The 14368-nt window shown below is 64.6% G+C and carries 14 protein-coding genes; 4 read left to right on the plus strand and 10 right to left on the minus strand.

All coding sequences use genetic code 11. The annotated features are described in order from the left end of the window. Positions 1–32: 32 nt before the first annotated feature. The 9 genes from N7E70_RS27825 to N7E70_RS27865 all read right to left on the minus strand — a co-directional run bounded on the left by N7E70_RS27825 (position 33) and on the right by N7E70_RS27865 (position 7433). The gene (locus N7E70_RS27825) at positions 33–980 is read right to left on the minus strand and encodes an ABC transporter permease (RefSeq protein ID WP_263008222.1); all 948 of its coding nucleotides are present in this window, start codon (positions 978–980) and stop codon (positions 33–35) included. A gap of 1 nt (position 981) precedes the next feature. Beyond that, positions 982–1986, minus strand: a complete 1005-nt coding sequence (locus N7E70_RS27830; RefSeq protein ID WP_263008223.1) for an ABC transporter permease — start codon at positions 1984–1986, stop codon at positions 982–984. Next, on the minus strand, positions 1983–3497 hold the full coding sequence (locus tag N7E70_RS27835) for a sugar ABC transporter ATP-binding protein (RefSeq protein WP_263008224.1): 1515 nt from the start codon (positions 3495–3497) through the stop codon (positions 1983–1985). The genes N7E70_RS27830 and N7E70_RS27835 overlap by 4 nt, the downstream gene beginning before the upstream one ends. Continuing rightward, positions 3494–4264 (minus strand): hypothetical protein, encoded by a 771-nt coding sequence (locus N7E70_RS27840; RefSeq protein WP_263008225.1) that lies wholly within the window; start codon positions 4262–4264, stop codon positions 3494–3496. The genes N7E70_RS27835 and N7E70_RS27840 overlap by 4 nt, the downstream gene beginning before the upstream one ends. 731 nt (positions 4265–4995) lie before the next feature. Then, a complete protein-coding gene (locus tag N7E70_RS27845; protein WP_148912737.1) occupies positions 4996–5244 on the minus strand; it encodes a hypothetical protein in 249 nt (82 codons plus the stop codon). Between the two features lie 90 nt (positions 5245–5334). After that, positions 5335–5649 (minus strand): hypothetical protein, encoded by a 315-nt coding sequence (locus tag N7E70_RS27850; protein ID WP_090597687.1) that lies wholly within the window; start codon positions 5647–5649, stop codon positions 5335–5337. Between the two features lie 99 nt (positions 5650–5748). Then, on the minus strand, positions 5749–6756 hold the full coding sequence (locus tag N7E70_RS27855; protein ID WP_090597686.1) for a TerC family protein: 1008 nt from the start codon (positions 6754–6756) through the stop codon (positions 5749–5751). A gap of 139 nt (positions 6757–6895) precedes the next feature. After that, entirely contained in the window at positions 6896–7183 is a 288-nt protein-coding gene (locus tag N7E70_RS27860; protein ID WP_090597685.1) for a hypothetical protein, read from the minus strand. Between the two features lie 10 nt (positions 7184–7193). Continuing rightward, complete coding sequence (locus N7E70_RS27865; RefSeq protein WP_161601057.1) at positions 7194–7433, minus strand: YdcH family protein; 240 nt, start codon at positions 7431–7433, stop codon at positions 7194–7196. Between the two features lie 100 nt (positions 7434–7533). On the opposite strand from N7E70_RS27865, the gene N7E70_RS27870 reads away from it, so the two are divergent. Further along, positions 7534–8445 carry a LysR substrate-binding domain-containing protein gene (locus tag N7E70_RS27870; protein ID WP_090597683.1) on the plus strand — a complete coding sequence of 304 codons (912 nt, stop codon included), beginning with the start codon at positions 7534–7536 and terminating at the stop codon, positions 8443–8445. On the opposite strand, the gene N7E70_RS27875 is transcribed toward N7E70_RS27870, so the two are convergent. After that, positions 8446–9339 carry a LysR family transcriptional regulator gene (locus tag N7E70_RS27875; RefSeq protein ID WP_090597682.1) on the minus strand — a complete coding sequence of 298 codons (894 nt, stop codon included), beginning with the start codon at positions 9337–9339 and terminating at the stop codon, positions 8446–8448. It abuts the gene before it with no gap. Positions 9340–9442: 103 nt separating this feature from the next. Between N7E70_RS27875 and N7E70_RS27880 the strand changes: the two genes are divergently transcribed. Genes N7E70_RS27880 through N7E70_RS27890 form a run of 3 tightly spaced genes read left to right on the plus strand, consistent with a single transcriptional unit; the run spans position 9443 to position 14363 of the window. Then, on the plus strand, positions 9443–11014 hold the full coding sequence (locus N7E70_RS27880) for a proton-conducting transporter transmembrane domain-containing protein (protein WP_148912736.1): 1572 nt from the start codon (positions 9443–9445) through the stop codon (positions 11012–11014). Positions 11015–11037: 23 nt separating this feature from the next. Continuing rightward, positions 11038–13461, plus strand: coding sequence for a YbcC family protein (locus tag N7E70_RS27885; protein WP_090597703.1), 2424 nt, complete (start codon positions 11038–11040; stop codon positions 13459–13461). Continuing rightward, positions 13458–14363, plus strand: coding sequence for a DUF6671 family protein (locus N7E70_RS27890; RefSeq protein ID WP_090597680.1), 906 nt, complete (start codon positions 13458–13460; stop codon positions 14361–14363). The genes N7E70_RS27885 and N7E70_RS27890 overlap by 4 nt, the downstream gene beginning before the upstream one ends. Positions 14364–14368: the final 5 nt, after the last annotated feature.

Raw genomic sequence — 14368 nt, forward strand, 5'->3', positions numbered from 1 at the left:
CTGTAGAGCGGCAGTGAAGGACGTTGCTCTCCCTAGGTTCGAGTGCCGCTCCTCTCGAAGAGGTTGCTGGCGAGGATCGCCAGTATAAGTACCGCGCCGATCAGCATGATCGTGCCGTCACCCTTGATGCCGGCAAGCGACAGGCCGTTCTTCAGCGCCTGGATCAGGCAAAGTCCGATGATGGTGCCGATAACCGTGCCGCGCCCACCGAAGATCGAAGTACCGCCAAGCACCACCGCGGTGATGGCGTCGAGCTCGATGCCGGTGCCCATGTCGGAGCGCGTCGTGGAGACGCGGGAGACGAAGATGACGGCGGCAACGGCTGCGGCGAAGCCCGACGCGGTGTAGAGCGCCAACTTGGTCTTCTCGACCGACAGGCCGGAGAAACGGCTGGCGACCTCGTTGGAACCGACCGCGTAGACCGTGCGGCCCCATGTCGTATAGGCAAGGATGACCGAGGCAACGACGGCCGCGAACAGCAGGACCCACAGTTGCGTCGGGACGCCGAGCACGTCCTTCTGACCCAGCACGTAGAACCATTCGGGATAGCCGCGTACCGAGCGTGCCTGGCTGATACCCTCGGCGAGGCCGCGATAAAGTGCGAGCGTCGCCAGCGTGGCGATCAGCGGTGGCACGCGGAAGCGCGTGATGATGACCCCGTTGACGAAGCCGGCAAAGGTTCCCGCTGCAATGGCGGCGGTTGCCGCCACCGGCAGCGGCAGGCCAACATTCTGCCAGAACACGCCAGTCAGGATCGCCGTCAGGCCAAGGATCGAGCCAACCGACAGGTCGATACCGCCGGTAGCGATGACGAAGGTCATGGCGATCGCGATCAGCCCGATCTCGGTCATCAGCCGCCCCTGGTTGAGCAGGTTGTCGACGGTGAAGAAGCGGTCCGACTGGAACGACAGGACGATCAGGACGACGACCAGCAGCACGGCCAGGAAGGTTTCGTGACGGATGAGGGATTTCAGCTTCATCTCATGCCCCTCTGCCGCGACGGCGCAGCATGTCGGCCAAAACGGTTGCCAGGATCAGCAGGCCGATGACGGCGCGCAGCCAGTAGGCCGAGACGTTGACGAAGATCAGCGCCGATCCGATGGTGGCGAACAGGATGGTCGCCAGCGTCGAGCCGATCACCGTGCCCGAACCACCGAGGATCGACACGCCGCCGATGACGGCAGCTGTGATGACGGTCAGCTCGAGATTCGGTGGTACGGTCGACTGGATGACCTGCAACTGGGTGGCGAACAGGATTGTTGCAAGACCGGCAAAGGCGCCGTGGATGACGAAGACGGCGACGGTTCGGCGCGCAATCGGAATGCCGGTCGCAAGGGCCGCTTCGGCGTTGCCGCCGATGGCATAGAGCGAGCGACCGAAGGCGGTGTAGCGCATCCAGAACGCAGCAAGCAGCGTCAACACCACCATGAAGACCAGCGGCACCGGCAGCCCGAAGATCTGCTTCTGGGCGATCAGGTAGTCGGGCGGCAGGTCGGTGATCCAGGTGCCGCCGGTGACGCTGATCAGGCCGCCGCGCAGAATGGACAGCGCGCCAAGCGTCACGACGATGGATGGTATCCTCGCATAAGCGACGAGGATGCCGATGATGGCATTGACCGCCATGCCGACAACCACCGGCGCCAGCCAGGCGAACCAGATCGGATAGCCCGCGACCGCAAGCGACCCCGAGATTGTCGCGAGCACGCCGATCAGCGCGCCGACCGAAACGTCGATGTTGCCGGTGACGATGACCATCGCCATGCCGATGGCGGCAACCGCGATATAGGCATTGCCGGAGAAGATGGTGGTCAGATTGTTAGCGCTGATGAAGCGCGGATTGACAATCATGACCACGGCAAACAGGACGACGATGGCGGCAAGCACCACAATCTCCTGGCCGTACTCGGCGAAAAGCCGCTTGAAGAAGCCGGGGCGCTGAGGGGCCGTGCGTGAGCGGGCGGTCGCTTCGACTGTCGTCGTCATCATGCCGCCTCCCCGCTGCGATGCGCGGTCATGGCGGCGCCGACGCGCTCGGGCGTGGCGTCGGCGCGGTCGATCTCGCCGGTGATCTGGCCGCCGCTGATCACCAGCACGCGGTCGCTCATGCCGAGCACCTCAGGCAGCTCGCTCGAAATCATGATGATGGCCACGCCCTGTTTCACGAGCTCTCCCATGATGGTGTGGATTTCGGCCTTGGCCCCGACATCGACGCCGCGCGTCGGTTCGTCGAGGATCAGCACCTTGGGCATGGTCTCCAGCCATTTGGCGATGACCACCTTCTGCTGGTTGCCGCCAGAGAGTTCGCCGACCGGCTGACCGATGTTGCGGCAGCGGATGCTGAGCCGCTTGACCGCGTCCAGCGCGCGCTGTGCCTCCTCGCCGGCCTTGATGAAAATGCCCGACGACAGCCGCTCGATGGTTGCCATCGAGACGTTCTTGCGGATGGCCATGGCCTTAACGAGACCCTGCAGGCCCCGGTCCTCCGGCACATAGGCGATGCCCAGATCGCGCGCCTGGCGTGGCGATCCGATGCGCACCGCCTTGCCTTCCATCTCGATCTCACCCGACGTTGCCGGCGTCATGCCGAACAGGGTCAGTGCAAGTTCGGTTCGACCGCTGCCGACCAGACCTGCAATGCCGAGGATTTCGCCGCGCCTCAAAGCAAACGAGATGTCGCGCACATGACGGCCGTGATTGAGCTTCGTCACCCGAAGCACCGTGCCGCCGATGCTGGCTTGCGCTTTCGGGAACAGGCTTTCGATCGAGCGGCCGACCATCATCGACACGAGCTGGTTCTCGTCGACCTCGCCGATGTCCCTGGTGGCGACATGGGCGCCGTCGCGCAGCACGGTCACGCGATCGGCGAGCGCGAAGATCTCGGGCATGCGATGGCTGACATAAACGATGCCGACTCCACGTTCGCGCAACTGCCTGACGACCGCCATAAGCCGCTGGACATCGGACTCGACCAGCGACGCGGTCGGCTCGTCCATGATCATGATGCGGGCATTCTTGCTCAGGGCCTTGGCGATCTCGACGCGCTGGCGCTGGGCGACCGACAGGCTCAGAACCTTGGTGTCGACGTCGAGGTCGAATGTGTCGAGCTGGTCGAGCAGATCGCGGGTACGGCGGCGCACCTCGGCCCAGTCGATGATGCCCGTAGCCGTGCGCGGATAGTTGCCGAGGAAGACGTTTTCCGCCACCGACAGCTCGGGAAACAAAAGCAGCTCCTGGTAGACGGTGGCAATGCCCGCCGCGCCGGCGTCGCGCGTCGTGGAGAATTTCAACTCCCTGCCGTCGACGGTGATGGTGCCGGCGTCTGGCGTATAGAGGCCGGACATCATCTTGATCAAAGTCGACTTGCCGGCGCCGTTTTCGCCCAGCAGCGCATGCACCTCGCCGGGGCGGACGTCGAAGCTGACGTCCTTCAGCACCTTCACGCCGCCGAAGGACTTGGACATGCCGGTGAGGCTGACATAGGCGGTCGAATTGCTCATCGGCTCGCCTCCTTCGCATCAGGCCTTGCCGCCCTGGCAGCGGCGCGCGCGCCGTCGGCCAGTTCGCGCCAGCGAGCGCGGTAAGTGTCGAGACCGGGAATCTGGCTCGCCGACACCGGCACGGTCTCGTCTCCGAACGGCTTCAGGCCAAGCGCCTTGAAGGCCAGTGCCGCGGCGCCCGTTGCCGACCCTTCGCTCATCATCGAACGCACGACCGTCTGCGTCGGGCGCAATTGCGCCAGCATGGCGGTGAACAGGTCGATCTTCGCCAGGCCACCGTCGATGACCAGGAGATTTTCCGACTTGATCAGGTCGAGCGACAGGTCGGTCATCATGGCGACATAGAGTGCGGCGACCGCCGCCCTCTCCTCGCCGCTGACGTCGCCGCCGACGATATGTCCCTTCGTCTCGGGGAAAGGTCCGCCGGCCGCCCATGACGGTATGGCGAAGATGCCACGCTCCATCACGTGCTCGACTGCGGCCTGTGAGATCGACTTGTTCCAGTTGTCGCTGATGAGGTCGTATTCGCGCCCACCCATGAAGCGCAGCGACGGCGCCGGTTCACCATTGACCGTCACATTGGCGATCATGTCGCGCTCCTGGTCGAGCGCGCCGAGCGGACAGTCGAGATTGATGATGATGACCCAGGTGCCGGTCGAAACCAGCGTGAAGTCGTGCAGCCCGGTCATGCGGTAATAGGCCAGCGCCGCGTTGGAATCATGCACGCCGTTATGCACGGCGATCGCCCGGGTGCTGCCATCCGCCATGGTGACGCTGGCCTCTCCGACGATCGCACCTGCCGGCGCTATCGCGGGGAAGCGATCACGCCAGCCGAGCCGCTCGACCAGCGAGCTGTAGTCTCGCTCGAGCGGTGCCCAAAGCTGGCTGTGCGCACCGAGATAGGACCATTCGGAAAGCTTGTGCCCGCTGAAGCGCCAGACCCAATATTGCGGATAGCACAGGATCGCCTCCGTGGAGGCGAACGCTTCGGGTTCTTCGACCTCAAGCCAGTAGATATGACGGGCGATGGAGAAGCCCAGCGGCAGCCAGGGCGTGTAGGTCTCGGAGAAGTCTGGCAGGATCGGGTCGATCTTGCCGGCAATCGCCTCCGGCAGTTCCTGCTCATAGTTGTCGATTTACGTTTCAATTGAGATCCGCGTATTGTGCAATTTCAATTGTTTGCGCGAGACTGGAGTGTAACGCTTTGCAGTTCAAATGGGACCTGAGCAGAAATTTGTTACACCCAAAATGGGATTGATCGACCAGTCGATCGACCATGGTCAGCGTTTGAATTCTGCCCTTCAAGCCGCCTTTGCACAAGCCGTGAACCTAACACTTCAATCGAGACTCTGGGCGCAAAAGTCTCAATTGAACTATCCAACTTTCTCTAAATCCGCGCCAGTCCCTGTTTGAAGTGTAAATCGACAGATCTGATCCTCGTTTCTGAGTGATGGCAAGTCGGGGCATGTGTCTAGCCTCACGCTGTTCTTCCGGCATCTTATGCAAGGTCCACGGCCAGCCGGATTGCTGCAAGTGCGCCAGCACAGGCCGTCGTGAATGCCGCGCGCGTATTGAGCATCTGTGACCGGTTTAACGCGACGACCAACCGATTGATGTCCGCGGCGCTCAGTTCCTCGCGCCGCGTGATCCGCCTGACCCGGTGACGGCCGGATGCCCACCAGAGCCAGGCGGATGCCATCGCAAAGCCGACGATGGAAAGATCGAGTATGGTGGAGAGGTTATGCATGTGTCGGCTGCTCGTTTTATGAACGTCCCTAGCGTCATCGCGGCCGCAAGCCAGTGAACGAACTGCGGCCCTCCCGTTGTCGCTCTGCGCTTACCCACTGGCGCCTTCTAGTGGCTCAAGAAACGGCCGGGCGGCGTCGATGGCTGCCACGCATTCCGGTGCAGCCTCGGTAAGCAGCGTGACCGGGTCGGCAAAACCGATCCAGACGCCGAATGCGCTTGATGACGCCCACCACAGATCGTCCAAAGCACGGTTGACGATCTGCGCTCCTTGCTCGGTTACACAGGCGACGAGCGAGGCCACTACCTCCTGCGGGGCGCTGGTGTCGGCAAGCGACCTTGCGATGTCCTGCTGCAGCGGCTCGAGAAGAAGAAAGGTGATCAGGGCGACCAGCATGTCGTGCATTGTTTCAACTCCTTGCGTCCGAACATGTCGAGCTCAATTCCAAGTGCGCCATCTGGCAGCCCTGGCGATGGACTTGCTGTCCAGCGCCAGGGCCGAGCCTTAGGGGCGCGGCAATTCTTCCGGCCCGATATGCGGCGGCTGAGACCGCGTCTTTACCAGGCTCCAGACCACGCCCGACGCGATGATAGCGAAGGTGATGCCAAGCGAGAGCGCGGCGGGGAACTTCTCGAGACCGAGCAGGTCAGCGACGAAGATCTTCGACCCGATGAAGATCAGCACGATCGCGAGCGCCGGCTTTAGGTATTGGAACCGGTGGATCATCGCAGCGAGCGCGAAGTAGAGCGCGCGCAGGCCGAGAATGGCGAAGATGTTCGACGTGTAGACGATGAATGGGTCCGTCGTGATAGCGAAGATCGCCGGTACCGAATCCACGGCGAAGATCACGTCGGCGATCTCGACCATCACCAGCGCCATGAAAAGCGGCGTCATGAACCAGACGAGCTTGCCAGTTTTCGGATCGGGCTTCTTGACGAAGAAATCCTGGCCGTGGTGTTCGTCGGTCACGTTGAAGCGGCGCCGCAGGAAGCCGACGATGGGGTTATTGCCGATCTCGGGCTCCTTGTCGCCGATCCACAGCATCTTGATGCCGGTGATCACCAGGAACGCGGCGAAGATGTAGAGCACCCAGGAGAACTGCGAGACGAGCGTCGCGCCGAGGCCGATCATGATGGCGCGCAGGACGATGACGCCGAGGATGCCCCAGAAAAGCACGCGGTGCTGGTATTTGCGCGGAACCGCGAAAAAGGAGAAAATCAGCGCGATGACGAAAACGTTGTCGAGCGCCAGCGTCTTTTCGACCACGAAACCCGTCACATAGTTCATACCGGATTCCGCGCCGAGCTGCCACCAGACAAAGCCGCCGAAGGCCAGACCGAGGGTGATGTACATCGACGACAGGATCAGGCTTTCGCGCACCTCGATCTCGTGATTGTCACGGTGAAGGACGCCGAGGTCGAAGACCAGAAGCGCGATAACAATCGAGATGAAGCCGAGCCACATCCAGACCGGCTTGCCGAGCCAGTCGGCGAACAGAAATGCAAATTCCACGTGAACTCTCCAGCCGGTCGTCCACGGTGAAAAAATGTCCGACATCGCGAGAGGACCGGCATCTCTCGCCAGAGGGGCCCGGACTGGGGCAATCAACATGTCCGCCGCCGATCCCGCAGGATCGGCGGCGGTAGACCAGCTAGGTTGCGGCCGAAGTCAAACGGCGGATCAGGACGGTCACAACGCCCAGGATCGCGACGCCGACAAGCCACACGATCGCGATCAGCGGTCCGTCAAGCGGCGCGGCGATCTGTGCGAACCAGGCGATCAGGCCATCGGCAGCGCCCATGCCGGCCATCCAGCCGACCGCCGCCTCGACGGCGGCATAGGCAGCAAGCGCGAGCAGCGACCATGCGACGATCAGGGCAACGCCGCCGTAGCCGACGACACGGTTGAGCTTTGCCGCTTGGCGCGGTTGAAGGTGCATGGATGCGCCCTCACGCCCGCGGCCGCGCCATCGTTGGCGTGAAGGACCTGCGGCGGATCACTGGGATGACTGTCGCCTGCCCTTCCCGGTTGAGCCGCTCCAGATATTCGATCTGCTCGCGAAACCGCAGCTTGAGCTTCTTTAACCCGTAGAGCCTCAGGCTGTCGGGCGCGGGACGCGCCTGTTCATGCTCGATACGGGCCTGGATTTGTGCGCGACGATTGCGCAGCGAGTTCAGGAACGGGTCCATGTTCATACCTCCGTGTTGACCACGAGGCTGATTTGGGTATGCCTTTGCGATTGCGCCAATTGATTGTTGAAATCGTCATGATAGTCGTCAACTATCAGCCATGCCGTTCCGACCAACCCTGCGCCAGCTCGAATATGTCGTCGCCCTTGCCGAATGCGGTCATTTCGGCAAGGCCGCCAAGCGCTGCCATGTCTCGCAACCCACGCTGTCCGTTCAAATTGGGATCGTCGAAGAAAATCTCGGCATCCAGCTCTTCGAGCGGACCTCGGCAGCGGTCCTGATCACGCCAGCCGGAGAACGCTTTCTCCATGGAGCACGCGTTACGCTTGCCGCGATGACCGATCTGATGGATGCCGTCGCGCAGGACAGCGCTGCCTTGGGCGGTGTCGTCAGGCTGGGTACGCCTCCCAGCTTCGGGCCGTACTTCCTGCCGACCTTCCTGCCGCCCCTCCACCGGACATATCCCGACCTCAGAATCTATATCGTCGAGGATCGCCCTGCCGCGATCGAAACCTCTGTCGCCGAAGGCACGCTCGATTGCGGTGTCGGCCCCTCATGCGGCGAGCCCTCCTTGACCTTCATCCCGATTGGCAGCGAGCGGCTTTATCTCGGCGTGCCGGCCGATCACCGCTTTGCGCAAAGGCGATCCGTTGCCATGAAGGAGCTGGCAAACGAACGCCTTCTGGCACTGGGGAGCGGCAACCGTCTTTTGGAAAATGTCCAGCACCTGGCGAAGGCGTCGGGTGCGACGGTCGTCGACGACTATGTCGGCACCAGCCTCGACGCGATCCGCCAAATGGTCTCGATAGGTATGGGCTGTTCCCTGTTCCCAGAACTTTACGCACGGGCGGAGTTCCGCAACGCGGAAGACGTGCATCTCCTTGAGGTGAGCGACTGGCGCGAGACCCGCGAAGTCGGGGTCTACTTCAGGACAACGGCCGGCCGCGCGGCGCATTTTGAGGAACTGGCCAAAAGGGCCAAGGATGCGGCACAGGCGCTCGGCGTCGGGTAGCTAAACGACTCCGATCTGCGCCGAGCCCTGCTGCAGGAGCATTCGCAAGGCCGGGTTCGGAAAACGCCGTTCCATCGTCACGGCAAAGAAGGTCTCCGTGATCCCCAGCGGCTCATCGCCCTCGACGAGGAGGCCGGCCGCCAGCTCGTCCTTGACGACGATGGGCGGCAGGACGGCAAGGCCGACATCTTCGCGGGCCAGAAGCCGCATCATCGCCATGTCCTCGACCTCCGCGACGATCTGCGGGCGCACCATCAGGCGATCGGCAAGAGCGTCGAAGCCGGCGCGCACGCTGCTCTCCAGCGTCGGTACGATGACGGGATGGTCGCGCAAAAGATCGACGAGGCCCGCTCTGCCAAAAAACCGATGCGGCGTGCCGACGAGGCCGACTGGCTGTTCAGCGATCCGATGCGCCACGAAGGGCGTCAGTACATCACGCGCGGGCGCGTGGTTGATGAGCACGACGTCGAGGTTCAGTGCTTCCAGCGCGCGCAAAAGCTCGGCGGCCCCGCCGGAGCGCAAGACGAGCTCAATATCGGTCCGGCCGAGAACGGGCCGCAGAAACTCCATCTGGAAGTTGCGCGACAAGGTGGCGAGCGCCCCGACCCGCAGCGCCTGGCGCGCCGTACCGGTTTCGCGAAGCGTGCCTAGCAGTTCCTCCCCGGTCGCGAAGATCGCATCGGCATGGTCGAGCGCGATGCGGCCGGCTTCGGTCAGATGAAGCTGTCGTCCGCGCCGGTCGAAGAGCGCATGGCCGAGCTGCTCTTCAAGTTTGCGGATCTGCACCGAGAGCGCTGACTGGGTCAGGTTCAAGCGCGCGGCCGTGCGCGTGAGGTTGCCGTCGTGGGCGACGGCCCGGAAATACCGCAGATGGTGATAATTGAGCGCTGCCATGCCGTTCGATAATAGCGAACGGAATTGAGCAAACAATGCATTTTCTTTCGGAACGCGGCTCGGCTAGCAGCAGGGTGTCGCCACCGCACCCAAGGAAACCACCTTGTCGCTCAATCTGCTGCCGCTCGCCGCACCGCTGTTCCTGCTTCTCGCCGCACTGTTCGCGTCTTCGCGTCCGGGTCGAAGGGCCCCGCACGTAGCGGCCGTCGCCGAGCGAGCCGCCATGTCGGCCCTCGCTATCGCGGCCGGTTCGCTGGTTCTCCTACTGCTGCAGGGTCCGGGCGACAGCGCCCTCATAGGCTCGGCTGGTATAGGTCTCTCCGCGCGGCTCGACGTGATCAGCGTGACGATGCTGCTTCTGGTCTCCTTCGTCGGCTGGATCGTGCTGCGCTATTCGCGTACCTTGCTCGATGGCGAAGCACGGCAGGGCGCGTTCACAGGCTGGCTGTGCGCGGCGCTAGCCGCGGTCCTTCTCCTCGTTCAGGCCGGCAATCTCGTGCAACTGCTCGGCGCGTGGATCGCGACGAGCTTTGCGCTCCATCGCTTGCTGCTCTTCTATCCCGAGCGCATCGGGGCGCAGCGCGCGGCGCGCAAGAAGCGGCTCTTCGCGGTCCTTGGCGCCCTGTCGCTGGCAGGCTCGGTGCTGTTGATGAGCGTGGCCTTCGGCACGACCGATATCGCCGCGATCAATACCATGGCGCGGACCGGCGACGTTTCCTGGCACGCGCCGGCAGCGGCGGGGTTACTGGCGCTCGCGGCGTTGTTGAAATCGGCCCAACTCCCGACCCATGGCTGGCTGACCGAGGTGATGGAGGCGCCGACGCCGGTCTCGGCGCTGCTCCATGCAGGCGTCATCAATGCCGGCGGCTTTCTCCTCATCCGCTTCGCTGACGTGATGCTGCTCGCGCCCGGCGTGCTGGCGGTGCTGGCGATGGTCGGCGGCTTCACCGCCCTCTTCGGCGCACTCGTCATGCTGACCCAGCCAGCAGTCAAGACCTCGCTCGCCTGGTCGACCGTGGCGCAGATGGGCTTCATGATCCTGCAATGCGGGCTGGCGCTGTTCCCGTTGGCACTGCTCCACATCGTCGCCCATTCGCTCTACAAGGCCCATGCTTTCCTGGCCTCGGGCGGTGCCGTCGAGCAGGTCGCCTCGATCCGCCGGCCGGGACCGGTGGCCATACCAGATGGCGGCGCGGTCGCCCGCGCCTTCTTCATCGCGTTGGCGATCTATGGCGCGATCGGTGCAGCCTTCGGTCTTGGCTTCGGGTTTGAGCACAAATCACCCCAATCGCTCGCACTCGGCGCCATCCTCATCTTCGGCGTCGCCTATCTGCTGGCCCAGGGGCTAGCGGATGCCGCACCGCGCGCCCTGACGACAAGGACAGCAATTTACGCGACCGCAGCTGCCCTCGGCTACTTCGCGCTCCAGACGGTGGCCGAATGGCTGACGGCGGGCGTGCTGCCGGCGACGCCCGCGCCGGGGAGGCTCGAATGGACCCTGATGGCGCTCGCCGTCCTGACCTTCGGCCTGGTCGCAGTCGCGCAGGCGCTGTTCCCGCTCTGGGCGGGCCATCCGGCGGCTGCCGGCCTGCGGGTTCATCTCTCCAACGGGCTTTATGTCAACGCCATGCTCGATCGCATGCTGGGCGGCTGGTCCGTCCGCAAGCCCTCGTGACGCTCAAGGATCAGGAAAACCTCATGCTGATGACTGTACACAAGACCCCACTTCCCGGCTCCGAAGCAGTCATGGCTGCGGCGCACGGCGCAGCGCGCGCCATCCCGCCGCTCTGGCCGCTGGCGTCCAGCGTCGCTGTCAATCCGTTCCTTGGCCAGACGGGCGAACCGCTGGCTGTCGCCGCTGCGCGGTTGCGGCGGGTCGCCGGCATCCGGCTCAACATGCCGCGCGACTGGTATCGGGAGCGCCACCAAAGCGGCGAACTCACCGACGAAGATCTGGCCGAAGCGCTTGGAGCGGCGCCAGCATCAATGCGCCCAAAAACGGTTCCCGCGCTAAAGCAGGCATTGAATGTCGAGACGTCGGCGGCGCGGGCTTTGCCGACCGTCGCCGAGTTGGCGCGCGAGGCCAGCGGCATCGACTGGCAGGCCGTGGTCGATGAGCGCATCAGCCATTGGGCGGCAGGCTATTTCGATCAGGGCCAAGCGCTCTGGGCCGCAGCGCAAGGCCGCAGCGCCTATGCCTCCTGGCGCACCGTCGCCATGCATGACCTGACCCCGGAGATCGTCGGCCTTGCCCGCTTCGCCGGCACCGTCGCGGACGCTCCCGAAAGCGCCGAGGCCGCCCTGATCGACGCCGTCGAGACGCTCGGCCTGTCCGAGTCGGCGCTGGAAAGCTGCTTCCACCGCCTGCTGGCAAGCCTGGGCGGCTGGGCGCAGCTCGCACGCTATCGCCTCTGGAAGGCCGCACTGGCAGGCGGGACCGACAAGACGGTGATCGATCTCCTTGCCATTCGTCTCGTTTGGGAAGCTGCACTTCTGCGGCAATACGAGCACGAGATCGGCACGCAATGGCGCGAGACCGTGACCGCCCATGCCGAACCGGTCGCCGCAAGCGCGGAGGATCATGTCGATGCGATCCTCCAGGAGGCCGCTGAGCGCGCCGCCCAGAGGCAGCTGCGGGCCCTCTTCGCCGAACCGCGGCCCGCCGTGCCGGCTTCGTCGCGTCCCGCGATGCAGATGGCCTTCTGCATCGACGTCCGCTCGGAGGTCTTTCGCAGGGCGCTGGAAACGCTCGATCCCGGGATCAGCACGCTCGGCTTCGCCGGTTTCTTCGGCATGGGGATCGCGCACCGCCGCTTCGGCTCGGACGTGGTGGAAGCCCGCCTGCCCGTTCTGCTCCGGCCCGGTCTCTTCACCTGCTCGGGAGAGCAGACGCCTGAGACCGAGCGCGCGGATCGCACGGCACGGATCGCGGCCCGTGCCAAGCGTGCCTGGGGTCGCTTCAAGCTCGCCGCCGTCTCCTCCTTCGCCTTCGTCGAGGCGACGGGGCCAGTCTATGTCGGCAAGCTTCTTCGCGACGCGCTGGGGCTCACCCGCAATGCCGCACCGAACGACCCGGCGCCACGGCCGGCCGACACGATCGGCCTCGACCAGCGGATCGAGATGGCCGAAACCGTCCTCAGGGCCATGTCGCTCACCGATCGTTTCGCGAGGTTGGTGCTGATCGCCGGCCACGGCGCCAGTGTCGTCAACAACCCGCATGCCAGTGCACTCCATTGCGGGGCCTGCGGCGGCTATTCGGGCGAGGTCAATGCCCGGCTGCTCGCCTCGCTGCTCAACGCGCCCGACGTGCGCACCAGCCTTCTCGCACGCGGCATCGTGGTTCCCGAAGACACCTTGTTCCTGGCGGCCCTCCACGACACGACGACCGACGACGTTACCATCTATGACGCCGATCATTCCTCGGTGGAGCACGCCGCGGACCTGACGGCGGCCAGGGGTTGGCTCCAGACCGCAGGCGGGCTCGCGCGGGCCGAACGGGCAAGGCGCCTGCCCCGCGCCGAGACACAGGCCGATATTGCCCGCCGCGCCCGCGACTGGGCCGAGTTGCGACCCGAATGGGCGCTCGCCGGCTGCCAGGCTTTCGTCGCCGCGCCTCGGTGGCGCACGACGGGTTGCGACCTGGGGGGCCGGGCGTTCCTGCATGATTATGACTGGCGGCGCGACGAAGGCTTCGGCGTGCTGGAACTAATCCTGACCGCACCGGTCGTCGTCGCGAGCTGGATCAGCCTGCAATATTACGGCTCAACCGTCGCGCCGGAAGTCTTCGGCGCCGGCAACAAGCTCCTGCACAACGTCACAGGGGGAATCGGCGTCGTCGAAGGCAATGGCGGCCTCCTGCGCGCCGGCCTGCCCTGGCAGTCCGTCCATGACGGTAATGAGCTGGCGCATGAACCGCTGCGGCTCTCCGTCGTCATCGAGGCCCCGCAGAAGGCGATCACCGGCATCCTCGAGCGCCACGCGGACGTCCGGGCACTGCTCGACAATCGCTGGCTCCATCTCTTCGCCCTCGGCGAGGACGGCCGCATGGCCTGGCGTTACGCCGGCAACCTCTCCTGGGACGAAGCGGAGGTGGAAACCTTGCGACTTCAGGCGCACGCATGAAGACCTTCGTTCCGCAAGCTGTCCCCCTTGCAGACGCCGGCCACCGGTATTCACCCTATGCCTGCCGGCATGCCGTGCTCGCCACGATGCACGGAAAGGAGGAAGCAATCGCGCCCGTCCTGCGCGACCGGCTCGGACTGATCGTCTCGTCCGCGCCGGATATCGACACCGACGCACTCGGCACCTTCACCGGCGAGATCCCGCGCGCCGGCACCATCCGCGAGGCGGCAATCGCCAAGGCGCGGCTGGGCATGAAGGCAACCGGCTTGCCGATCGGCCTTGCCAGCGAAGGCAGCTACGGCCCGCACCCGCAGATCCCATTCGTTCCCGGTGGGGTCGAGCTCATGGTGCTCGTCGACGATATGCGCGGCATCGTCGTCAGCGAGCATCTGATCGAGGACGCGCCGGTCTTCGGCCACGGTTATGTAGTTGCTGGCGACGATGTGACGCCCATCCTGGATCGTCTCGGCTTTCCCGCGCACGCCTTGATCGTGAAGCCGGCCGAGAGCGAAGGTGGAGCAGGCAACATCCACAAGGGCCTGCGCGACAGAACCGCGCTCGAGCTGGCCGTCATGTCGGCTAAGGCGCAATCGGACGACGGCCGGGCGCTGATCCAGACCGATATGCGCGCCCACATGAACCCGACCCGGATGGCGACGCTCGGCCGCCTTGCCTCTGCTCTCGCCGAACGGCTTTCCGCGCTGTGCCCGGCCTGCCGCACGCCCGGCTACGGACAGGTCGATGTCGAGATCGGCTTGCCTTGCGAATGGTGCGGGACGCCGAGCCTCATGGTCCGCCACCGCGTCTTCGGCTGCGTCGCCTGCCCGCATCGTGAGAACCGGCCGCGCGGCGACGGGCTGACCAAGGCCGATCCGGGACACTGTCCCTTGTGCAACCCATGACCGGA

Source organism: Aminobacter sp. NyZ550 (assembly GCF_025628925.2).
GTDB lineage: Bacteria > Pseudomonadota > Alphaproteobacteria > Rhizobiales > Rhizobiaceae > Aminobacter > Aminobacter ciceronei.

Excerpts from the sequence above, each read along its gene's own strand:
- N7E70_RS27825 (WP_263008222.1), bottom strand. The coding sequence starts at position 980 with ATGAAGCTGAAATCCCTCATCCGTCACGAAACCTTCCTGGCCGTGCTG.
- N7E70_RS27830 (WP_263008223.1), bottom strand. The coding sequence starts at position 1,986 with ATGATGACGACGACAGTCGAAGCGACCGCCCGCTCACGCACGGCCCCT.
- N7E70_RS27835 (WP_263008224.1), bottom strand. The coding sequence starts at position 3,497 with ATGAGCAATTCGACCGCCTATGTCAGCCTCACCGGCATGTCCAAGTCC.
- N7E70_RS27840 (WP_263008225.1), bottom strand. The coding sequence starts at position 4,264 with ATGGCGGATGGCAGCACCCGGGCGATCGCCGTGCATAACGGCGTGCAT.
- N7E70_RS27845 (WP_148912737.1), bottom strand. The coding sequence starts at position 5,244 with ATGCATAACCTCTCCACCATACTCGATCTTTCCATCGTCGGCTTTGCG.
- N7E70_RS27850 (WP_090597687.1), bottom strand. The coding sequence starts at position 5,649 with ATGCACGACATGCTGGTCGCCCTGATCACCTTTCTTCTTCTCGAGCCG.
- N7E70_RS27860 (WP_090597685.1), bottom strand. The coding sequence starts at position 7,183 with ATGCACCTTCAACCGCGCCAAGCGGCAAAGCTCAACCGTGTCGTCGGC.
- N7E70_RS27865 (WP_161601057.1), bottom strand. The coding sequence starts at position 7,433 with ATGGACCCGTTCCTGAACTCGCTGCGCAATCGTCGCGCACAAATCCAG.
- N7E70_RS27870 (WP_090597683.1), top strand. The coding sequence starts at position 7,534 with ATGCCGTTCCGACCAACCCTGCGCCAGCTCGAATATGTCGTCGCCCTT.
- N7E70_RS27875 (WP_090597682.1), bottom strand. The coding sequence starts at position 9,339 with ATGGCAGCGCTCAATTATCACCATCTGCGGTATTTCCGGGCCGTCGCC.
- N7E70_RS27885 (WP_090597703.1), top strand. The coding sequence starts at position 11,038 with ATGCTGATGACTGTACACAAGACCCCACTTCCCGGCTCCGAAGCAGTC.
- N7E70_RS27890 (WP_090597680.1), top strand. The coding sequence starts at position 13,458 with ATGAAGACCTTCGTTCCGCAAGCTGTCCCCCTTGCAGACGCCGGCCAC.